The organism is Shigella sp. SIG3 (genome assembly GCF_053555855.1).
This window is the reverse complement of the sequence record NZ_JBQZXE010000061.1, coordinates 1-22,329: the sequence shown is the minus strand read 5'-3', so window position 1 is coordinate 22,329 and position 22,329 is coordinate 1. Positions and strand designations below refer to the sequence as shown.

At 50.2% G+C, this 22,329-nt stretch carries 18 protein-coding genes; 13 read left to right on the top strand and 5 right to left on the bottom strand.

What is annotated here, in order from left to right:
• Positions 1 to 17 precede the first annotated feature (17 nt).
• Positions 18 to 1,382 (bottom strand): nucleotide 5'-monophosphate nucleosidase PpnN, encoded by a 1,365-nt coding sequence (gene ppnN / locus ACUU1I_RS12375; RefSeq protein WP_000627995.1) that lies wholly within the window; start codon positions 1,380 to 1,382, stop codon positions 18 to 20.
• A gap of 111 nt (positions 1,383 to 1,493) precedes the next feature.
• Positions 1,494 to 2,342: an NADPH-dependent 7-cyano-7-deazaguanine reductase QueF gene (queF, locus tag ACUU1I_RS12370; RefSeq protein WP_000100422.1), complete on the bottom strand. Its 849-nt coding sequence runs from the start codon at positions 2,340 to 2,342 to the stop codon at positions 1,494 to 1,496.
• A 67-nt stretch (positions 2,343 to 2,409) separates the two neighbouring features.
• On the opposite strand from queF, the gene syd reads away from it, so the two are divergent.
• The 7 genes from syd to gudD all read left to right on the top strand — a co-directional run bounded on the left by syd (position 2,410) and on the right by gudD (position 9,644).
• Positions 2,410 to 2,955, top strand: coding sequence for a SecY-interacting protein (gene syd / locus ACUU1I_RS12365; protein ID WP_000342429.1), 546 nt, complete (start codon positions 2,410 to 2,412; stop codon positions 2,953 to 2,955).
• A 621-nt stretch (positions 2,956 to 3,576) separates the two neighbouring features.
• A complete protein-coding gene (locus tag ACUU1I_RS12360) occupies positions 3,577 to 3,906 on the top strand; it encodes a YqcC family protein (RefSeq protein WP_000206987.1) in 330 nt (109 codons plus the stop codon).
• Complete coding sequence (gene truC / locus ACUU1I_RS12355) at positions 3,906 to 4,688, top strand: tRNA pseudouridine(65) synthase TruC (RefSeq protein ID WP_000890016.1); 783 nt, start codon at positions 3,906 to 3,908, stop codon at positions 4,686 to 4,688. The genes ACUU1I_RS12360 and truC overlap by 1 nt, the downstream gene beginning before the upstream one ends.
• Positions 4,689 to 4,705: 17 nt before the next feature.
• On the top strand, positions 4,706 to 5,155 hold the full coding sequence (locus ACUU1I_RS12350; protein ID WP_000807753.1) for a flavodoxin: 450 nt from the start codon (positions 4,706 to 4,708) through the stop codon (positions 5,153 to 5,155).
• Positions 5,156 to 5,588: 433 nt separating this feature from the next.
• Positions 5,589 to 6,941 (top strand): galactarate/glucarate/glycerate transporter GudP, encoded by a 1,353-nt coding sequence (gene gudP / locus ACUU1I_RS12345; protein ID WP_000097095.1) that lies wholly within the window; start codon positions 5,589 to 5,591, stop codon positions 6,939 to 6,941.
• Between the two features lies 1 nt (position 6,942).
• Positions 6,943 to 8,283, top strand: coding sequence for an enolase C-terminal domain-like protein (locus ACUU1I_RS12340; RefSeq protein ID WP_000235406.1), 1,341 nt, complete (start codon positions 6,943 to 6,945; stop codon positions 8,281 to 8,283).
• Positions 8,284 to 8,303: 20 nt separating this feature from the next.
• Positions 8,304 to 9,644, top strand: coding sequence for a glucarate dehydratase (gene gudD / locus ACUU1I_RS12335; RefSeq protein ID WP_000098267.1), 1,341 nt, complete (start codon positions 8,304 to 8,306; stop codon positions 9,642 to 9,644).
• A gap of 231 nt (positions 9,645 to 9,875) precedes the next feature.
• Here the strand turns inward: gudD and barA are convergent, their stop codons facing one another.
• The gene (gene barA / locus ACUU1I_RS12330; protein WP_000186423.1) at positions 9,876 to 12,632 is read right to left on the bottom strand and encodes a two-component sensor histidine kinase BarA; all 2,757 of its coding nucleotides are present in this window, start codon (positions 12,630 to 12,632) and stop codon (positions 9,876 to 9,878) included.
• Between the two features lie 56 nt (positions 12,633 to 12,688).
• On the opposite strand from barA, the gene rlmD reads away from it, so the two are divergent.
• The 5 genes from rlmD to eno all read left to right on the top strand — a co-directional run bounded on the left by rlmD (position 12,689) and on the right by eno (position 20,410).
• Positions 12,689 to 13,990 carry a 23S rRNA (uracil(1939)-C(5))-methyltransferase RlmD gene (gene rlmD / locus ACUU1I_RS12325; protein ID WP_000046798.1) on the top strand — a complete coding sequence of 434 codons (1,302 nt, stop codon included), beginning with the start codon at positions 12,689 to 12,691 and terminating at the stop codon, positions 13,988 to 13,990.
• 47 nt (positions 13,991 to 14,037) lie between these two features.
• Positions 14,038 to 16,272 (top strand): GTP diphosphokinase, encoded by a 2,235-nt coding sequence (relA, locus tag ACUU1I_RS12320; protein ID WP_000226816.1) that lies wholly within the window; start codon positions 14,038 to 14,040, stop codon positions 16,270 to 16,272.
• A 95-nt stretch (positions 16,273 to 16,367) separates the two neighbouring features.
• Entirely contained in the window at positions 16,368 to 17,159 is a 792-nt protein-coding gene (gene mazG, locus ACUU1I_RS12315) for a nucleoside triphosphate pyrophosphohydrolase (RefSeq protein ID WP_001071652.1), read from the top strand.
• 227 nt (positions 17,160 to 17,386) lie between these two features.
• A complete protein-coding gene (gene pyrG, locus ACUU1I_RS12310; protein WP_000210881.1) occupies positions 17,387 to 19,024 on the top strand; it encodes a glutamine hydrolyzing CTP synthase in 1,638 nt (545 codons plus the stop codon).
• Positions 19,025 to 19,111: 87 nt separating this feature from the next.
• A complete protein-coding gene (gene eno, locus ACUU1I_RS12305; protein WP_000036723.1) occupies positions 19,112 to 20,410 on the top strand; it encodes a phosphopyruvate hydratase in 1,299 nt (432 codons plus the stop codon).
• 59 nt (positions 20,411 to 20,469) lie between these two features.
• Here eno and ACUU1I_RS12300 read toward each other — a convergent pair whose 3' ends face one another.
• Entirely contained in the window at positions 20,470 to 21,342 is an 873-nt protein-coding gene (locus ACUU1I_RS12300; RefSeq protein ID WP_001268466.1) for a TPM domain-containing protein, read from the bottom strand.
• A gap of 13 nt (positions 21,343 to 21,355) precedes the next feature.
• Positions 21,356 to 21,496 (bottom strand): cell envelope stress response protein YqcG, encoded by a 141-nt coding sequence (gene yqcG / locus ACUU1I_RS12295; RefSeq protein ID WP_001288222.1) that lies wholly within the window; start codon positions 21,494 to 21,496, stop codon positions 21,356 to 21,358.
• Between the two features lie 138 nt (positions 21,497 to 21,634).
• On the opposite strand from yqcG, the gene queE reads away from it, so the two are divergent.
• Positions 21,635 to 22,306, top strand: a complete 672-nt coding sequence (gene queE / locus ACUU1I_RS12290) for a 7-carboxy-7-deazaguanine synthase QueE (RefSeq protein WP_001199973.1) — start codon at positions 21,635 to 21,637, stop codon at positions 22,304 to 22,306.
• Positions 22,307 to 22,329 lie beyond the last annotated feature (23 nt).

The window sequence follows — 22,329 nt, the reverse complement described above, 5'->3', positions numbered from 1 at the left end:
CACCGGGGGAGGGGAGATTACGTGCAGATTTCGTAGCAAGGGATGTAGGCTGAGCCTGGCAACTTCATACGATGCTGGGCAACAAAACCCTGTAGCAGGTCGTCCATACGACGCATAATCTCTTTATCGCCGTTGATTTTGTAAGGACCAAACTCTTCAATGGCGCGAATACCGACTTCTTTTACGTTACCCGCCACAATACCGGAGAACGCACGGCGCAGGTCGGCAGCCAGCACTTCAACAGGTTGATCCGGGTAAAGCTTCAGATTAGCCATATTCTCGTGAGACGGCTCAAACGGCATTTGCAAATCTGGCGCAATGCGCATTGACCAGTTAAAGCTGTAGGCATCGCCTGTATCACGGCGATTTTCTTTCACCAGCGGCATCGATTTTTTCATCTGACGAGCGACTTCAGCGGCGTCATCAATGATGATGCGGTAATGGCGGCGCGCGTTTTCGCCCAGCGTATGTACGACAAACTCGTCCAGTACGCGGAAGTAGTCGGCGCTCTCTTTCGGGCCGGTGAGGATCAATGGTAAAACCTGATCTTTGTTGGCCGGGTTCATTAAAATTCCCAGCAAATACAGCAACTCTTCTGCCGTACCCACACCGCCAGGGAAGATAATGATGCCGTGAGCGATACGGACAAACGCTTCCAGACGTTTTTCGATATCCGGCATGATGATCAATTCGTTGACCAGCGGGTTAGGCGGTTCAGCGGCGATAATCGACGGCTCTGTCATACCAATAAAACGACTGTCTTTGTAACGCTGCTGCGCGTGTCCGACCGCAGCACCTTTCATCGGCGCTTCCATCGCTCCTGGACCACAGCCGGTGCAGATATTCAGCTCACGCAGGCCCAGCTGGTTCCCGACGCGACGGGCATACAAATACTCGTTTTCGTTAATTGAGTGACCGCCCCAGCAGACCACCATATTTGGCGCTTCACCCACATGCAGCGCGCGAGCGTTACGCAAGATGGAAAAGACCAGGTTAGTGATGTGGACGGAGTTGTCGAGATTCAGGTTGGGAAAACGAACGGTATTATGGATTTGCCCGTAAACGAAGAGAATGTCTCGCAGAACCGCGAACAAGTTGGCCTGCAAAGCGCGAATAATTCGCCCATCGACAAAAGCCTCTTCCGGGGGATTAATCAGTTCCAGCTTTACGCCGCGTTCACGGCGCAGGACGTTAATATCGAAATTTTCAAAACGAGACAGCAATTCTTTGCTGTTATCGGTCAAACTACCGGAGTTCAGTACGGCAAGTGAACAGTTGCGAAACAGTTGATAGAGGTCGCTGCTGGCGGTGCGTTTAAGCATATCCACTTCCAGCTGCGACAACATATCCATGGAGCCAAGCGGGCTAATATGTGTAATCAAGAAAAACTCCTTATGGGACGAATATCGTCATTCCCTTTGATTACAATAGCCCTGCCTGATGACCTTTCACAACCTTCTGCGTGAATCCAGCACGCAAAATTGAGAAAAAATTTATTGCCGAACCAGTCTTGTGGTCGATGGGACAAAATCGCTATTACTGCGCCACGGGTTAATGTCCAGACCGCCACGACGGGTATAACGTGCGTAAACGCTCAATTTCTCTGGCTGGCAGAAGCGTAACAGGTCATTAAAGATGCGTTCCACGCACTGTTCGTGGAACTCGTTGTGATGACGGAATGAGACCAGGTAACGCAGCAGTTTTTCTCTGTCAATTTGGCGTCCACGATACTGAATTTGGATCGAACCCCAATCTGGTTGATGGGTGATCAGGCAGTTTGATTTCAGCAGGTGGCTGACGAGCGTCTCTTCCACTACTTTTTCACCGCTGGTGGCATTCTCCAGATAGTCAGTAGTGAATTCATAGTTATCGATAGTGATATCCTGGTCATCAATGCAAGTGCCATTGAAATGACCTATCGGCTGGCCTTCCAGTTCATCAAGACGATATAACGCCACGCTAATCTTACCCTGAGCGCAAGTGCTTAAGTCGCGCTCCAGCGTCTGGCGCACCTCATCCCAGTTATTAAAACGCGTCTGGTTAAAACTGTTGAGATAGAGCTTAAAACTCTTCGACTCAATCAGATTTACGCTGGTGTAATCAAGTTCAACATGACCGACAGCGACCTGCGGCAAACCTTTCGCATTCAGCCAGGAAAGTTCATACAGCGTCCAGATATCCGTACCGTGAAAAGGCAGGTTATCCGCTTTCAGACCCAGCGGGTCGCGATTCAGGCTGCGTGGAACGCCTTGCAGTAGGCTGGCGTCATAGGTATCCCGGTAATCGGTTGATTTTCCAAGAGTCAGGCCCGCAAGTGCCTGATGGTTTGCATAAGAAGACATGTTTCACCGTCATAAACCAGATAAACTAAGCGACAAGTGTATCTGGTTTAAGTGAAGAGAGAAATTAGTGGACGATTTGACCGCACAAGCCCTGAAAGATTTTACTGCACGCTACTGCGATGCGTGGCATGAAGAGCATAAAAGCTGGCCGTTAAGTGAGGAACTGTACGGTGTTCCTTCACCGTGCATTATTTCAACTACCGAAGATGCCGTATACTGGCAACCCCAGCCGTTTACCGGGGAACAAAATGTAAACGCGGTTGAACGCGCTTTTGATATTGTGATACAACCCACAATTCATACCTTTTATACGACTCAGTTTGCCGGGGATATGCACGCGCAGTTTGGCGATATCAAACTGACATTGCTGCAAACCTGGAGTGAAGACGACTTCCGTCGGGTGCAGGAAAATCTGATTGGTCATCTGGTGACTCAGAAAAGGCTAAAACTGCCGCCCACGCTATTTATCGCGACGCTGGAAGAAGAGTTAGAGGTCATCTCGGTGTGTAATCTCTCCGGTGAAGTGTGCAAAGAGACGCTGGGAACACGTAAACGGATGCATTTAGCCTCAAATCTTGCGGAATTCCTTAATCAACTTAAGCCTCTTCTGTAATCCAAATACCCCATCTGGTTGTGAGAGATCTCTTACAGACTCTGTAGGAGATCGCCAGGAAATAAGCGAATACTTAAAAAGATAAGAATCGTTATTTTCATTTAAAATCAAAATGTTGATTGTTAATTCTTAACTTTCATATGAAATTTTCCTTAAGGCATTGTCTGTAAGCGCCTTGTAAGACTTCGCGAAAAAGACGATTCTATCTTCGTCGACAGGGAGTCAGACAACGAAGTGAACATCAGGATGATGACACTTCTGCAGGACACACCAGGATGGTGTTTCAGGGAAAGGCTTCTGGATGAAGCGAAGAGGATGACGCAGGACGCGTTAAAGGACACCTCCAGGATGGAGAATGAGAACCGGTCAGGATGATTCGGTGGGTCAGGAAGGCCAGGGACACTTCAGGATGAAGTATCACATCGGGGTGGTGTGAGCAGGAAGCAATAGTTCAGGATGAACGATTGGCCGCAAGGCCAGAGGAAAAGTTGTCAAGGATGAGCAGGGAGCAACAAAAGTAGCTGGAATGCTGCGAAACGAACCGGGAGCACTGTGAATACAGTGCTCCCTTTTTTTATTCCTGCTATCCTTCGCGGCAGTTTTTCTTATTGAGGTTGCTTTATGACCACTCATGACCGCGTTCGTCTCCAGTTGCAGGCGCTTGAAGCGTTACTGCGTGAACATCAGCACTGGCGAAACGATGAACCCCAGCCGCATCAATTTAATAGTACCCAACCGTTCTTTATGGACACCATGGAACCACTGGAGTGGTTGCAGTGGGGGCTGATCCCGCGAATGCACGATTTGTTAAATAACAACCAGCCGTTACCGGGCGCTTTTGCTGTTGCACCCTATTATGAAATGGCGCTAGCGACGGACCATCCGCAACGCGCGCTTATTCTGGCTGAGTTGGAAAAACTGGATGCTCTTTTTGCGGATGATGCGAGCTAATGCTGGAAATACTCTATCAGGATGAATGGCTGGTTGCGGTAAATAAACCCTCCGGCTGGCTGGTTCACCGTAGCTGGCTGGATCGCGACGAGAAAGTAGTGGTCATGCAAACCGTGCGTGACCAGATAGGACAGCATGTTTTTACTGTTCATCGTCTGGACCGACCCACTTCTGGTGTGTTGTTGATGGGATTATCCAGCGAGGCCGGACGGCTGCTGGCACAACAGTTTGAACAGCACCAAATCCAGAAACGTTACCATGCGATTGTGCGCGGCTGGTTGATGGAAGAAGCGGTGTTGGATTATCCACTGGTGGAAGAACTGGACAAAATCGCTGATAAATTTGCCCGCGAAGATAAAGGCCCGCAGCCAGCAGTGACGCATTATCGCGGTCTGGCGACCGTAGAAATGCCGGTAGCGACCGGACGTTACCCGACCACGCGCTACGGCCTGGTGGAACTGGAGCCGAAAACCGGACGCAAACATCAGCTTCGCCGACATCTTGCCCATTTGCGTCATCCGATTATTGGCGATAGCAAACATGGAGATTTACGCCAGAATCGCAGCGGTGCTGAGCATTTTGGCCTCCAGCGGTTAATGCTACATGCCAGTCAGTTGTCATTGACGCATCCTTTTACTGGCGAGCCGCTGACTATTCACGCGGGCCTGGACGACACCTGGATGCAGGCGTTATCACAATTTGGCTGGCGCGGTCTGCTTCCTGAAAATGAAAGGGTTGAGTTCAGTGCGCCATCGGGTCAGGATGGAGAGATAAGTTCCTAATCCAGGGAGAAAACGGTATGGCGGAAATTGGTATTTTTGTCGGCACCATGTACGGAAATTCGCTGTTAGTGGCGGAAGAAGCAGAAGCAATTCTGACCGCACAGGGCCACAAAGCAACGGTATTTGAAGATCCTGAATTAAGCGACTGGCTGCCCTATCAGGATAAGTATGTTCTGGTGGTTACGTCCACGACCGGGCAGGGCGACCTTCCTGATAGCATTGTGCCGCTCTTTCAGGGAATCAAAGATAGTCTGGGCTTCCAGCCGAATCTGCGTTATGGCGTGATTGCGCTCGGCGACAGCAGTTATGTAAATTTTTGCAATGGCGGCAAACAGTTCGATGCCTTGTTGCAGGAACAGAGCGCTCAGCGGGTTGGCGAAATGCTGTTGATTGACGCCAGTGAGAACCCGGAACCGGAAACGGAATCAAATCCGTGGGTCGAACAGTGGGGCACGCTGTTGTCCTGATATGTCAGCGAGCGGTAAATGTCGTTTTAGCGGTGCTGAATCGAATCTTTTCAGGCAAATGCCAGTAAAAACTGCTTCATAGCGCGGATTTTTACTGGCGTTTGCCTAGAGTCAAGCGATCCATTTCATACTCTTCTTTATTTCTTCGTTTTTACCCTTCCTTTCTTGTTCTTGTTTTCATTTCCGTGAAGTGGATTCCACCGTCCAGGGCTAATGCCAAAATCGGGCCTCATTGAACGCATTAATGTTGTGTTGTTGCACGGTGAGCCGCTATGGCGCGCTTTTTATACTGCTATTGCCAGATATAAACACGCGCCGTATTCGGCGAACGACCTATAAAAACGGCAAAAAACACCCTACGTCACCTCTGATTTCCTGGCGATGTCGCAGTCCAGAGTGAGCGTGGCTAACGCGAATTTTCAGGAGTGCAACAATGAGTTCTTTAAGTCAGGCTGCGAGCAGTGTGGAAAAACGCACGAATGCTCGTTACTGGATAGTGGTGATGTTGTTTATCGTCACATCCTTCAACTACGGCGACCGCGCTACGCTTTCTATTGCCGGTTCGGAAATGGCCAAAGATATCGGCCTTGATCCCGTGGGAATGGGCTATGTGTTCTCTGCCTTCTCATGGGCTTATGTTATCGGGCAGATCCCTGGTGGTTGGTTGCTGGATCGTTTTGGTTCAAAACGCGTCTACTTCTGGTCGATCTTTATCTGGTCGATGTTTACCTTGCTGCAAGGCTTCGTCGATATCTTTAGTGGATTCGGCATTATCGTTGCCCTGTTTACTCTGCGCTTCCTGGTCGGGCTTGCTGAAGCGCCATCTTTCCCCGGCAACAGTCGCATTGTTGCGGCCTGGTTTCCGGCGCAGGAAAGGGGAACGGCGGTGTCGATTTTTAACTCCGCTCAATACTTCGCAACGGTGATCTTCGCGCCGATTATGGGCTGGCTGACGCATGAAGTGGGCTGGTCACACGTCTTCTTCTTTATGGGCGGTCTGGGCATTGTCATCAGCTTTATCTGGTTGAAAGTCATCCACGAGCCAAATCAACATCCGGGGGTAAATCAGAAAGAGCTGGAGTATATCGCCGCGGGTGGCGCGCTGATCAATATGGATCAGCAAAGCACCAAAGTTAAAGTGCCGTTCAGCGTGAAGTGGGGGCAGATCAAACAGCTGCTCGGGTCACGGATGATGATCGGCGTTTATATCGGTCAGTACTGTATCAACGCCCTGACTTACTTTTTCATTACCTGGTTTCCGGTTTATCTGGTGCAGGCGCGTGGGATGTCGATTCTGAAAGCGGGCTTTGTGGCTTCCGTTCCGGCGGTTTGCGGTTTTATCGGCGGTGTGCTGGGTGGAATTATTTCCGACTGGCTGATGCGCCGCACGGGATCGCTGAACATTGCGCGTAAAACACCGATCGTAATGGGCATGTTGCTGTCGATGGTGATGGTGTTCTGCAACTACGTCAACGTTGAGTGGATGATCATCGGCTTTATGGCGCTGGCCTTCTTCGGTAAGGGCATCGGGGCGCTGGGTTGGGCAGTAATGGCAGATACCGCGCCAAAAGAGATCAGCGGTCTTTCCGGTGGCCAGTTCAACATGTTCGGTAACATTTCTGGCATCGTCACGCCAATCGCAATTGGTTATATCGTTGGCACGACTGGCTCGTTTAATGGGGCGCTGATTTATGTTGGTGTTCATGCCCTAATCGCGGTACTGAGCTACCTGGTGCTGGTGGGCGATATCAAGCGTATCGAGCTGAAACCTGTCGCGGGGCAATAAGATGGCGACACAATCCAGTCCTGTTATTACTGATATGAAAGTCATTCCGGTCGCCGGACATGACAGCATGTTGCTCAATATTGGTGGTGCGCATAACGCATACTTCACCCGCAATATCGTGGTACTCACCGATAACGCCGGGCATACCGGCATTGGTGAAGCGCCGGGCGGAGAGGTGATTTATCAAACACTGGTCGATGCTATTCCGATGGTTCTGGGCCAGGAAGTTGCGCGCCTGAATAAAGTGGTTCAGCAGGTACATAAAGGAAATCAGGCAGCCGATTTTGAGACCTTCGGCAAAGGTGCCTGGACTTTTGAATTGCGCGTTAATGCCGTGGCGGCGCTGGAAGCCGCCTTGCTTGACCTGCTAGGTAAGGCGCTGAATGTTCCGGTCTGCGAACTGTTGGGGCCAGGCAAGCAACGCGAGACTATTACCGTCCTCGGTTATCTGTTTTATATAGGTGATCGGACCAAAACCGATCTTCCTTATCTGGAAAATACGCCGGGCAACCATGAGTGGTATCAGTTGCGCCATCAGAAAGCGATGAACAGCGAAGCCGTTGTGCGTCTGGCGGAAGCCTCACAGGATCGCTATGGCTTTAAAGATTTCAAACTTAAGGGCGGGGTGTTACCTGGCGAGCAAGAAATCGACACTGTTCGTGCATTGAAGAAAAGCTTCCCGGATGCGCGGATTACCGTTGATCCCAACGGTGCATGGCTGCTTGATGAAGCCATTTCTTTATGCAAAGGGCTGAATGATGTTCTTACCTATGCCGAAGATCCATGCGGCGCAGAACAGGGCTTCTCCGGACGTGAAGTGATGGCGGAGTTTCGACGGGCGACCGGCTTGCCCGTCGCGACTAACATGATCGCCACCAACTGGCGCGAAATGGGTCATGCGGTGATGCTCAATGCGGTAGATATTCCACTTGCCGATCCGCACTTCTGGACGCTTTCCGGTGCAGTCCGCGTGGCGCAGCTTTGCGACGACTGGGGGCTGACCTGGGGCTGCCATTCCAACAACCATTTCGATATCTCTCTGGCGATATTTACCCATGTGGGCGCGGCGGCACCGGGTAATCCTACCGCTATCGATACCCACTGGATTTGGCAGGAGGGCGATTGTCGCCTGACCAAAAATCCGCTGGAGATTAAAAACGGAAAAATTGCCGTTCCTGATGCGCCCGGTCTGGGCGTGGAACTGGACTGGGAACAGGTACAAAAGGCACATGAGGCCTATAAACGTCTGCCTTGCGGTGCGCGTAACGACGCAGGTCCGATGCAGTACCTGATCCCCGGCTGGACCTTTGACCGTAAACGTCCCGTTTTCGGCCGTCATTGATTCTGAAAAAGGACATAAATATGAGTTCTCAATTTACGACGCCTGTTGTTACTGAAATGCAGGTCATCCCGGTGGCGGGTCATGACAGTATGCTGATGAATCTGAGTGGTGCACACGCACCGTTCTTCACGCGTAATATTGTGATTATCAAAGATAATTCCGGTCACACTGGCGTAGGGGAAATTCCCGGCGGCGAGAAAATCCGTAAAACGCTGGAAGATGCGATTCCGCTGGTGGTAGGTAAAACGCTGGGTGAATACAAAAACGTTCTGACGCTGGTGCGTAATACTTTTGCCGATCGTGATGCTAGTGGGCGCGGTTTGCAGACATTTGATTTGCGTACCACTATTCATGTAGTTACCGGGATAGAAGCGGCAATGCTGGATCTGCTGGGGCAGCATCTGGGGGTAAACGTGGCATCGCTGCTGGGCGATGGTCAACAGCGTAGCGAAGTCGAAATGCTCGGTTATCTGTTCTTCGTCGGTAATCGCAAAGCCACACCTCTGCCGTATCAAAGCCAGCCGGATGACTCATGCGACTGGTATCGCCTGCGTCATGAAGAAGCGATGACGCCGGATGCGGTGGTGCGCCTGGCGGAAGCGGCGTATGAAAAATATGGCTTCAACGATTTCAAACTGAAAGGCGGTGTACTGGCCGGGGAAGAAGAAGCCGAGTCTATTGTGGCACTGGCGCAACGCTTCCCGCAGGCGCGTATTACGCTCGATCCTAACGGTGCCTGGTCGCTGAACGAAGCAATTAAAATTGGTAAATACCTGAAAGGTTCGCTGGCTTATGCAGAAGATCCGTGTGGTGCGGAGCAAGGTTTCTCCGGGCGTGAAGTGATGGCAGAGTTCCGTCGCGCGACTGGCCTGCCGACTGCAACCAATATGATCGCCACCGACTGGCGGCAGATGGGCCATACGCTCTCGTTACAATCCGTTGATATCCCGCTGGCGGATCCGCATTTCTGGACTATGCAAGGTTCGGTACGTGTGGCGCAAATGTGCCATGAATTTGGCCTGACCTGGGGTTCACACTCAAACAACCACTTCGATATTTCCCTGGCGATGTTTACCCATGTTGCCGCCGCTGCACCGGGTAAAATTACTGCTATTGATACGCACTGGATCTGGCAGGAAGGTAATCAGCGCCTGACCAAAGAACCGTTTGAGATCAAAGGCGGGCTGGTACAGGTGCCAGAAAAACCGGGGCTGGGTGTAGAAATCGATATGGATCAAGTGATGAAAGCCCATGAGCTGTATCAGAAACACGGGCTTGGCGCGCGTGACGATGCGATGGGAATGCAGTATCTGATTCCTGGCTGGACGTTCGATAACAAGCGCCCGTGCATGGTGCGTTAAGACAGAAAACCAAAACCGGCTCTATCTGGAGCCGGTTTGAGACTGATGCTAAACGCAAAATAGCCTGTTGTGCTATGTATCAGGTCTACATCATTTTTTAATTCATTGAATTTAATTGGTTTTGTAGGCCGGATAAGGCGTTAACGCCGCATCCGGCATAAACACAGGCACTTTGTCACCAATCTGAAACCAGCGTCATAAAAAGCCGATTGCTACTCGACAAGACGTCCGTTACCCGAGAATTTTGCTGGCTTCGCGCGCGACATTATCCATCTCGTCCAACAGTTCCAGCAGCTCCGGCTCCAAATCTTCTTCTTTAGTACCGCTACGTAGCTGTTGTTCGATCAGCTGGCAGAGATTCTTCATACGTGGTACGCCGCTATAGCCGCAACTGCCATGCAGTTTATGAATCAAATCAACCAGGCCTTCCGGGTTTTCTCCAACCAGCTGTTCCTCAACTTTGTTGCGAACTTCAGGCAGGAAATCGAGTAACATTTGCAGCATATCGCGCGCTAAATCGGTTTTTCCTGCTGCCTGGCGTAGTGCCAGTTGCCAGTCGAGGGTCGCATTCGGGTTCACCACAATTTCGTTGACTTCGGGCGTCACGACGCGAGACGAAATACCGCTGCCAGGCTTGTAGCGCAACAACAAATTATGCAATCGCTCTTCTTCAATCGGTTTCGCCAGATAATCGCTCATCCCTGCGCCAAGCAGCTTCTCTTTTTGCCCGGCCATTGCATGCGCCGTTACCGCGATAACCGGCGTTTGTCGCTGATGCGGGAGTTGGTGGATGAGTTCGCAGGCCCGAATGCCATCCATGTCCGGCATTTGAATATCCATTAAGATCAAATCGAACGGCATCTGTTTCGCCCGTTCAACTGCCTGATGCCCGCTATCGCAAAGTTCCACATGTTGCACCATATCTTCCAGCAATGCGCCGATAAGTTTCAGGTTAGCGGGGTTGTCATCAACCGCCATGACTGTCATTGCCAGCTTACTTTCATCGGTTACAGGCAAAAGCGTGTTTTGTTTGTGATGACAAAATTCCGTCAGGGCAGGCAACAGGCGCGTAGGTGTTAATGGTTTCAGCAGACACGCGCCGATACCATCTTGCTTGAGTTTTTCAGCATTGACTTGTGCATGGCAAGGAAGTGCCAGCATCAGGAAATCGGTCATCGATACCGCTTTCGCTAATCGCTCATGTTGCATTGTTAGCGGCTCGCGGAAGGTCACCGCGATGCCTAACAACATCATGTCGTAATGCGCGGGAGGCAGCGCGGAGAACGTTGGGCTATAAACCACTTCCAGCGGCGTTTCACTTAAAATATCCAGCGTGCATTGCGCTGCTGCGGAGTTTGGTTCGACATAGGCCAGGCGCTTACCTGCGAGGCACTGGATGGATGGCCCTTCGATAATAATGTTCGGGTTCAGATCGAGATTAATGTGGAACCAGAAAGTTGAACCGCGATTCGGCTGGCTATGGAACGAAATATCGCCGCCCATTTCATTAACCAGTTTTTGTGTAATCACCAGCCCCAGCCCGGTGCCACCATGACGGCGGGAAATACTGGCATCAGCCTGTCGGAAGGCCTGGAATAAGCGCGATTGATCGCGTTCAGGAATACCAATGCCGGTATCCCGAATCTGCACTTCAATCTGCACTTTGGTATTACTCAGCGCACGTTTTTCTACCAGAATATCAATGTTGCCATTCTCGGTGAATTTAATTGCATTCCCCACTAGGTTAGTGATGATTTGCTGTAATCGCAGTGGGTCGCCGATCACGTTATCAGGCACGTCGCTTTTAATATTAAGCGTCAGTTCCAACCCTTTATCGTGAGAAGAATGTGCCAGCAGAGTAACGACTTCATCCAGCGTGCTGCGTAGTGGGAATGGAATACTTTCCAGAATCAGCTTACCTGCTTCCAGTTTCGAGAAGTCGAGAACATCATTAATAATTGCCAGCAAATTATTTGCCGAACGTTCAATCGTATTCAGGTGATCGCGCTGCGTTGGTGTTAATTCTGTTTTCAGCGTCAGGCGGGTAAAGCCAATAACACCATTCAGTGGTGTACGCAGCTCGTGTGACATATTTGCCAGAAACTCGGATTTAATACGCGCCGCTTCCTGGGCGCGCTTTTTCGCCAGATCCAACTCAACGTTCTGAATTTCCATCTGCTCCAGCGTTTCACGCAGATCGGACGTCGCCTGGTCGATATTGTGCTGCATCTCTTCGTGATAAGCAGCCAGCGACATTGCCATCGAGTTGATACCGTTTTTCAGCATATCCAGCTCGCCGAGCATAAATCCTTCCACCCGGCTGTCGAGTTGCCCGCGACGGATGCGGTCGACGGTATTCACCATGTTGCGAATCGGACCGGTTACATCGCGCATTAAGCGCCAGCCAAAAATAAGCGCAATACCGATACAAAACAGCATCATCACGCAGGAAATAAAGATCTCTTTATATTGCTGCAAGCGAACCGATTTAAGATCCAGCTCAAGCGCAATATATCCCAACATATTTTGACTATTTTTGGCATCGCTACTGGGCGATTCGTCGGGGGAGTAACTCTCAGAAATAATCGGCGTGCGGAGGATCATAATATCGCCGTCACGAGTGACAGTGAGCTGGCGAGGAAACGGCACGTTGCTGCCGAGCTGCATTGATGAGGGATCAAGATGAAAATTGGAGGTGACAAAGAGTCGGTTATTTTCATCATAAACCGAAATCGCGCGAACAATATCGGAATGGCGACGATGCAGTACGCTTATTAACTGACCGATAGATTCGCGATTTTGCAGGCTCATGCCATATTCAGTAGAAACTGCAAGCGGCTCAATAATGCTAGCACCGGCATCTTCCAGTTGACGCTGCAAGTCGTTATAGCGATGCACGACGAAAAAGATACTCAGCAATAAACCAATAAGGACGGTCGGTGCCAGGATCAGAATCATCATGCGTGCGCGCAGGCTGTAGTTGGTCATGGAGTTCCGTTATGGGACAATTAAGGTCACACTGTTAAATTGAGAAAGTCTCGCCAATGGCGCAATTCTACTCTGCAAAACGACGCACGACGACGCGTCAGATCATAACCGTTTCAGTCAACGACCTCGACTCTTTTGGTCAGGGCGTGGCGCGACATAACGGCAAAACGTTATTTATCCCCGGATTATTGCCGCAGGAAAACGCGGAAGTTGCTGTTACTGAAGATAAAAAACAGTATGCCCGCGCTAAAGTCGTACGCCGGTTAAGCGATAGCCCGGAACGCGAAACGCCACGCTGTCCTCATTTTGGCGTATGCGGCGGCTGTCAGCAACAACACGCCAGCGTGGATTTACAGCAGCGAAGCAAAAGTGCGGCACTCGCCCGATTAATGAAACACGATGTCTCTGAAGTGATCGCCGATGTTCCCTGGGGCTATCGCCGCCGCGCGCGTTTAAGTCTGAACTACTTACCGAAAACACAGCAACTTCAGATGGGGTTTCGCAAAGCGGGCTCCAGTGACATTGTCGACGTCAAACAATGCCCCATTTTAGCGCCCCAACTTGAAGCATTGCTGCCCAAAGTCAGGGCATGTCTGGGCAGCTTACAAGCTATGCGCCATCTTGGTCATGTTGAACTGGTACAGGCAACCAGCGGCACGCTGATGATTTTGCGCCATACCGCACCGCTAAGTTCGGCAGATCGCGAAAAACTGGAACGCTTTTCGCATTCTGAAGGCCTGGATCTGTATCTCGCCCCCGATAGTGAGATACTCGAAACCGTCTCTGGTGAGATGCCCTGGTATGACTCAAACGGGTTGCGCTTAACTTTTAGCCCGCGCGATTTTATTCAGGTCAATGCGGGTGTGAACCAAAAAATGGTAGCGCGTGCGTTGGAATGGCTGGATGTGCAACCTGAAGATCGCGTACTGGATCTGTTCTGCGGTATGGGCAACTTTACACTGCCATTGGCGACACAAGCTGCCAGTGTGGTCGGTGTAGAAGGTGTTCCGGCGCTGGTGGAAAAAGGCCAGCAGAATGCGCGTCTTAATGGCTTACAGAATGTGACGTTTTATCACGAAAATCTTGAAGAAGATGTCACAAAGCAGCCGTGGGCGAAAAACGGCTTCGATAAAGTGTTGCTGGACCCGGCGCGAGCAGGTGCCGCAGGTGTTATGCAGCAAATTATAAAACTGGAACCTATTCGTATAGTTTATGTATCCTGTAACCCTGCAACGCTGGCTCGGGATAGCGAAGCGTTATTAAAAGCAGGATATACCATTGCGCGACTGGCGATGCTGGATATGTTCCCACACACGGGACATCTGGAATCGATGGTACTTTTCTCGCGCGTTAAATAGTTACGATTTGCCGATTTCGGCAGGTCTGGTCCCTAAAGGAGAGGACGATGGTTGCGGTAAGAAGTGCACATATCAATAAGGCTGGTGAATTTGATCCGGAAAAATGGATCGCAAGTCTGGGTATTACCAGCCAGAAGTCGTGTGAGTGCTTAGCCGAAACCTGGGCGTATTGTCTGCAACAGACGCAGGGGCATCCGGATGCCAGTCTGTTATTGTGGCGTGGTGTTGAGATGGTGGAGATCCTCTCGACATTAAGTATGGACATTGACACGCTGCGGGCGGCGCTGCTGTTCCCTCTGGCTGATGCCAACGTAGTCAGCGAAGATGTGCTGCGTGAGAGCGTCGGTAAGTCGGTTGTTAACCTTATTCACGGCGTGCGTGATATGGCGGCGATCCGCCAGCTGAAAGCGACGCACACTGATTCTGTTTCCTCCGAACAGGTCGATAACGTTCGCCGGATGTTATTGGCGATGGTCGATGATTTTCGCTGCGTAGTCATCAAACTGGCGGAGCGTATTGCTCATCTGCGCGAAGTAAAAGATGCGCCGGAAGATGAACGTGTACTGGCGGCAAAAGAGTGCACCAATATCTACGCGCCGTTGGCGAACCGTCTTGGGATTGGGCAACTGAAATGGGAGCTGGAAGATTACTGCTTCCGTTATCTCCACCCGACCGAATACAAACGCATCGCAAAACTGCTGCATGAACGCCGTCTCGACCGCGAACACTATATCGAAGAGTTTGTCGGCCATCTGCGCGCTGAGATGAAAGCTGAAGGCGTTAAAGCTGAAGTGTATGGTCGTCCGAAACACATCTACAGCATCTGGCGCAAAATGCAGAAAAAGAACCTCGCCTTCGATGAGCTGTTTGATGTGCGTGCGGTACGTATTGTCGCCGAGCGTTTACAGGATTGTTATGCCGCACTGGGGATAGTGCACACTCACTATCGCCACCTGCCGGATGAGTTTGACGATTACGTCGCTAACCCGAAACCAAACGGTTATCAGTCTATTCATACTGTGGTTCTGGGGCCGGGTGGAAAAACTGTTGAGATCCAAATCCGCACCAAACAGATGCATGAAGATGCGGAGTTGGGTGTTGCTGCGCACTGGAAATATAAAGAGGGCGCGGCAGCTGGCGGCGCACGTTCGGGACATGAAGACCGGATTGCCTGGCTGCGTAAACTGATTGCGTGGCAGGAAGAGATGGCTGATTCCGGCGAAATGCTCGACGAAGTACGTAGTCAGGTGTTTGACGACCGGGTGTATGTCTTTACGCCGAAAGGTGATGTCGTTGATTTGCCTGCGGGATCAACGCCGCTGGACTTCGCTTACCACATCCACAGTGATGTCGGACACCGCTGCATCGGGGCAAAAATTGGCGGGCGCATTGTGCCGTTCACCTACCAGCTGCAAATGGGCGACCAGATTGAAATTATCACCCAGAAACAGCCGAACCCCAGCCGTGACTGGTTAAACCCAAACCTCGGTTACGTCACAACCAGCCGTGGGCGTTCGAAAATTCACGCCTGGTTCCGTAAACAGGACCGTGACAAAAACATTCTGGCTGGGCGGCAAATCCTTGACGACGAGCTGGAACATCTGGGGATCAGCCTGAAAGAAGCAGAAAAACATCTGCTGCCGCGTTACAACTTCAATGATGTCGACGAGTTGCTGGCGGCGATTGGTGGCGGGGATATCCGTCTCAATCAGATGGTGAACTTCCTGCAATCGCAATTTAATAAGCCGAGTGCCGAAGAGCAGGACGCCGCCGCGCTGAAACAGCTTCAGCAAAAAAGCTACACACCGCAAAACCGCAGTAAAGATAACGGTCGTGTGGTGGTTGAAGGTGTTGGTAACCTGATGCACCACATCGCGCGCTGCTGCCAGCCGATTCCTGGAGATGAGATTGTCGGCTTCATTACCCAGGGACGCGGTATTTCAGTACACCGCGCCGATTGCGAACAACTGGCGGAACTGCGCTCCCATGCGCCAGAACGCATTGTTGACGCGGTATGGGGTGAGAGCTACTCCGCCGGATATTCGCTGGTGGTCCGCGTGGTGGCTAATGATCGTAGTGGGTTGTTACGTGATATCACGACCATTCTCGCCAACGAGAAGGTGAACGTGCTTGGCGTTGCCAGCCGTAGCGACACCAAACAGCAACTGGCGACCATCGACATGACCATTGAGATTTACAACCTGCAAGTGCTGGGGCGCGTGCTGGGTAAACTCAACCAGGTGCCGGATGTTATCGACGCGCGTCGGTTGTACGGGAGTTAGTCTTACATAGCTGGATATGGCGTCAGCCGTATCCAGCGATATCTTTTACTCGAAGGTATTACACCTGACAGACCCGCAATTTTCAGGACAATTCAATGAATCAAATCGACCGTTTGCTCACTATTATGCAGCGCCTGCGCGATCCGGAAAACGGCTGCCCGTGGGATAAAGAGCAGACATTTGCCACCATTGCGCCTTACACCCTTGAAGAAACCTACGAAGTGCTGGACGCCATCGCCCGTGAAGATTTTGACGATCTTCGCGGTGAACTGGGCGATCTGCTATTCCAGGTGGTGTTTTACGCGCAAATGGCTCAGGAAGAAGGGCGCTTTGACTTTAATGATATTTGCGCTGCTATTAGCGATAAATTAGAGCGTCGCCATCCGCATGTTTTTGCTGATAGTTCTGCCGAAAACAGTAGTGAAGTGCTTGCCCGTTGGGAGCAAATCAAAACCGAAGAGCGCGCGCAGAAAGCGCAGCATTCGGCGCTGGACGATATTCCTCGTAGTTTACCGGCTTTAATGCGGGCGCAAAAAATCCAGAAACGTTGCGCCAACGTTGGCTTCGACTGGACGACGCTTGGCCCGGTGGTTGATAAAGTCTACGAAGAGATCGACGAGGTGATGTACGAGGCGCGGCAGGCTGTTGTCGACCAGGCTAAACTGGAGGAGGAAATGGGGGACCTGCTGTTTGCCACGGTTAATCTGGCTCGCCATTTAGGGACGAAAGCAGAAATCGCATTGCAAAAAGTGAACGAAAAATTCGAGCGTCGTTTTCGCGAAGTGGAGCGTATTGTTGCCGCGCGTGGACTGGAAATGACAGGTGTTGACCTCGAAACAATGGAAGAAGTCTGGCAACAGGTAAAACGGCAGGAAATTGATCTCTAAGGGAATTACGCGGTCAAGCGCCATTTGTGTCATTTTTTAAATGACAAGCGCTTGATTTGCGTCAAAAACATTTACCCCAAAGGGGCTATTTTCTCACTCCTGATTTCAATAGTGCGCTGGCGAAGAGGAGGGATAATGAAAGTTTGTGGCACAGGTCATGTTCGGGTATACTGCTTTCCCGTCTTGGTTATTCCATCGTCTTTTCAACCTAACTTCTCAGGTTCAGCATGACAACGAACTATATTTTTGTGACCGGCGGGGTCGTATCCTCTCTGGGTAAAGGCATTGCCGCAGCCTCCCTCGCAGCCATTCTTGAAGCCCGTGGCCTCAATGTGACCATCATGAAACTGGATCCTTACATCAACGTCGATCCAGGTACTATGAGCCCAATCCAACACGGGGAAGTGTTCGTTACTGAAGACGGCGCTGAAACCGACTTGGACCTGGGGCACTACGAGCGTTTCATTCGTACCAAAATGAGCCGCCGCAACAACTTCACCACGGGTCGTATCTACTCTGACGTTCTGCGTAAAGAACGCCGCGGTGACTACCTCGGCGCAACCGTGCAGGTTATTCCGCACATCACTAACGCAATCAAAGAGCGCGTGCTGGAAGGTGGCGAAGGTCATGACGTAGTACTGGTAGAAATCGGCGGTACAGTAGGTGATATCGAATCCTTGCCGTTCCTCGAAGCTATTCGCCAGATGGCTGTTGAAATTGGCCGTGAGCACACTCTGTTTATGCACCTGACGCTGGTGCCGTACATGGCAGCGTCTGGTGAAGTCAAAACCAAACCGACTCAGCACTCTGTAAAAGAGCTGCTCTCCATCGGTATCCAGCCTGACATCCTGATTTGTCGTTCAGATCGCGCTGTACCGGCGAACGAACGTGCGAAGATTGCATTGTTCTGTAATGTTCCGGAAAAAGCGGTTATTTCTCTGAAAGACGTCGATTCCATCTATAAAATTCCGGGCCTGTTGAAATCTCAGGGGCTGGACGATTATATTTGTAAACGATTCAGCTTAAACTGCCCGGAAGCAAATCTGTCCGAATGGGAACAGGTTATCTTCGAAGAAGCGAATCCGGTAAGTGAAGTCACCATCGGTATGGTCGGCAAGTACATTGAACTGCCGGATGCTTATAAATCAGTGATCGAAGCACTGAAACACGGTGGGCTGAAGAATCGTGTCAGCGTCAACATCAAACTGATCGATTCACAAGATGTTGAAACGCGCGGCGTTGAAATCCTTAAAGGTCTGGACGCAATCCTCGTACCTGGCGGTTTCGGCTATCGTGGCGTAGAAGGCATGATTACGACCGCGCGTTTTGCGCGTGAGAACAATATTCCTTATCTGGGCATTTGCCTGGGTATGCAGGTGGCGTTAATTGATTACGCTCGCCATGTTGCCAACATGGAGAACGCCAACTCTACAGAATTTGTGCCAGACTGTAAGTACCCGGTTGTGGCGCTGATTACCGAGTGGCGCGATGAAAACGGCAACGTTGAAGTTCGTAGCGAGAAGAGCGATCTCGGCGGTACCATGCGTCTCGGCGCACAGCAGTGCCAGTTGGTTGACGATAGCCTGGTTCGCCAGCTATACAATGCGCCGACAATTGTTGAGCGTCATCGTCACCGTTACGAAGTCAACAACATGCTGTTGAAACAGATTGAAGATGCAGGTCTGCGCGTTGTGGGCCGTTCCGGGGATGATCAGTTGGTCGAGATCATCGAAGTTCCGAATCACCCGTGGTTCGTGGCTTGCCAGTTCCATCCGGAGTTTACTTCTACTCCACGTGATGGTCACCCGCTGTTTGCAGGCTTTGTGAAAGCCGCCAGCGAGTTCCAGAAACGTCAGGCGAAGTAAGTAAAAAAGTTAGAACGGCAACGCGTACCTTGGGTACGCGTTGTTTGTCTGGAGTTTCAGTTTAACTAGTGACTTGAGGAAAACCTAATGTCCAAAATCGTAAAAATCATCGGTCGTGAAATCATCGACTCCCGTGGTAACCCGACTGTTGAAGCCGAAGTACATCTGGAGGGTGGTTTCGTCGGTATGGCAGCTGCTCCGTCAGGTGCTTCTACTGGTTCCCGTGAAGCTCTGGAACTGCGCGATGGCGACAAATCCCGTTTCCTGGGTAAAGGCGTAACCAAAGCTGTTGCTGCGGTAAACGGCCCGATCGCTCAGGCGCTGATTGGCAAAGATGCTAAAGATCAGGCTGGCATTGACAAGATCATGATCGACCTGGACGGCACCGAAAACAAATCCAAATTCGGCGCGAACGCAATCCTGGCTGTATCTCTGGCTAACGCCAAAGCTGCTGCAGCTGCTAAAGGTATGCCGCTGTACGAGCACATCGCTGAACTGAACGGCACTCCGGGCAAATACTCCATGCCGGTTCCGATGATGAACATCATCAACGGTGGTGAGCACGCTGACAACAACGTTGATATCCAGGAATTCATGATTCAGCCGGTTGGCGCGAAAACTGTGAAAGAAGCCATCCGCATGGGTTCTGAAGTTTTCCATCACCTGGCAAAAGTTCTGAAAGCGAAAGGCATGAACACTGCTGTTGGTGACGAAGGTGGCTATGCGCCGAACCTGGGTTCCAACGCTGAAGCTCTGGCTGTTATCGCTGAAGCTGTTAAAGCTGCTGGTTATGAACTGGGCAAAGACATCACTCTGGCGATGGACTGCGCAGCTTCTGAATTCTACAAAGATGGTAAATACGTTCTGGCTGGCGAAGGCAACAAAGCGTTCACCTCTGAAGAATTCACTCACTTCCTGGAAGAACTGACCAAACAGTACCCGATCGTTTCTATCGAAGACGGTCTGGACGAATCTGACTGGGACGGTTTCGCATACCAGACCAAAGTTCTGGGCGACAAAATCCAGCTGGTTGGTGACGACCTGTTCGTAACCAACACCAAGATCCTGAAAGAAGGTATCGAAAAAGGTATCGCTAACTCCATCCTGATCAAATTCAACCAGATCGGTTCTCTGACCGAAACTCTGGCTGCAATCAAGATGGCGAAAGATGCTGGCTACACTGCAGTTATCTCTCACCGTTCTGGTGAAACTGAAGATGCTACCATCGCTGATCTGGCTGTTGGTACTGCTGCAGGCCAGATCAAAACTGGTTCTATGAGCCGTTCTGACCGTGTTGCTAAATACAACCAGCTGATTCGTATCGAAGAAGCTCTGGGCGAAAAAGCACCGTACAACGGTCGTAAAGAGATCAAAGGCCAGGCATAAGTCTGACTTTATCTGATTTGATAATGCCAGCCTTCGGGCTGGCATTTTTTATGGTGGAGTTACCAGCGGCCGGATGCGCCGCCACCGCCAGAAGAACCTCCCCCGCCGCTAAATCCGCCGCCACTTGAGCCTCCAGCGGAACCGCTGTTGTCTGAATGATAACTTCTACCAGATGCTCTTTTCTGAAGTACACATAAACAGGTAAAGACCATAAATATGGTGAAAGTAAAAAAGAAGGAAAATACAGCAATGGAAAAAGTTTTATCGGAGAACAGGAATAAATCTAAAAGATGGATTGCTGAAATACAGACTCCACTTTTACATGCGCGACAAAAATTACTGCCTTGATGAAAAAACCAGAAAGGGAAGAACATCACTGCAAATACCCAAAAAATAGCAAAGTAATAATGATCAGTGGAAGACGTTGATTCACTTTCTGAAGGATTAGCCGGATATTGGTGTTGTGAAGTGAGTTGGTTATTCAAAGCGATTATAGCTAACTCTAATCCCTTAGCTAATTTTTGTTGTTTAAATGCGGGTATCATGTTGCTACGGATGATATCTCCAGCCAGAGCATCGGTTACCTTTTCTTCCAGCCCATAACCTACCTGGATGCGGACAGTGCGATCCGACCAGGCAACAACGATCAGTATCCCATCATTACGTTTGGCATCTCCTAAACGCCAATTGTCAAAAACTCTTGTAGCATATTGTTCAATTGTCTCATTTTTGGTTGTGGAAACAATTAATACAGCAATTTGCACTTGGGTATTATTGAAAATAGATTCTAACTTGTGCGTCAGTTCTTTCTTTTCTTGTGAGTTTAAGCTACTCGTAAGACCCGTAACTTGTTGCTGTAATTGTGGGACAATAGTTGGTTGGGCTGCAACAAAGGAACATACGAAAGTGAACATTAGTATGAAATAGCGCATTATAAATTTCTCATTAAATCTGGATAAATAAATTGACGGCGGCATCGGTAATTTTAGATTCGTTATCATTAAAAACTAATACAGAAAAAATAAATATAATTTTGGTGAATATTTTGACATGATTAAATCCATTTTCTTTATTTTCTTCTGACATAATACGTTACTCCCTTTAATTATTAACGATATGTTTCGTATTTTTCTTTAAATCTGCATGTAACAGAATGTTAATAAGACATGATTGTTGCGGCAGGATCTGCAATAATTAACAATTATCCACTTCACAGAGAATGCTATGCAGTACCCGATTAACGAGATGTTCCAGACCCTGCAAGGTGAGGGTTACTTTACCGGCGTCCCCGCCATTTTTATTCGTTTACAGGGATGCCCGGTTGGCTGTGCCTGGTGCGACACCAAACACACCTGGGAAAAGCTTGAGGATCGGGAAGTCTCCCTTTTCAGCATTCTGGCGAAGACCAAAGAGAGTGATAAGTGGGGGGCGGCGAGCAGTGAAGACTTGCTGGCTGTCATTGGTCGTCAGGGATATACCGCGCGGCATGTGGTGATTACGGGTGGTGAGCCTTGCATTCATGATTTGCTGCCACTGACTGACCTGCTCGAAAAGAACGGTTTTAGCTGCCAGATCGAAACCAGTGGAACTCATGAAGTACGCTGCACACCGAATACCTGGGTTACCGTATCGCCAAAGCTGAACATGCGCGGCGGCTATGAAGTGTTGTCACAGGCACTGGAGCGAGCCAACGAAATCAAGCATCCAGTGGGGCGCGTACGCGATATTGAAGCACTGGATGAACTACTGGCAACGCTGACCGATGATAAACCGCGAGTCATTGCACTGCAGCCGATTAGCCAAAAGGATGATGCCACACGATTGTGCATTGAAACCTGTATTGCGCGTAATTGGCGTTTGTCGATGCAAACACATAAATATTTAAATATTGCCTGATTACACATTTATAAGCGTTATAA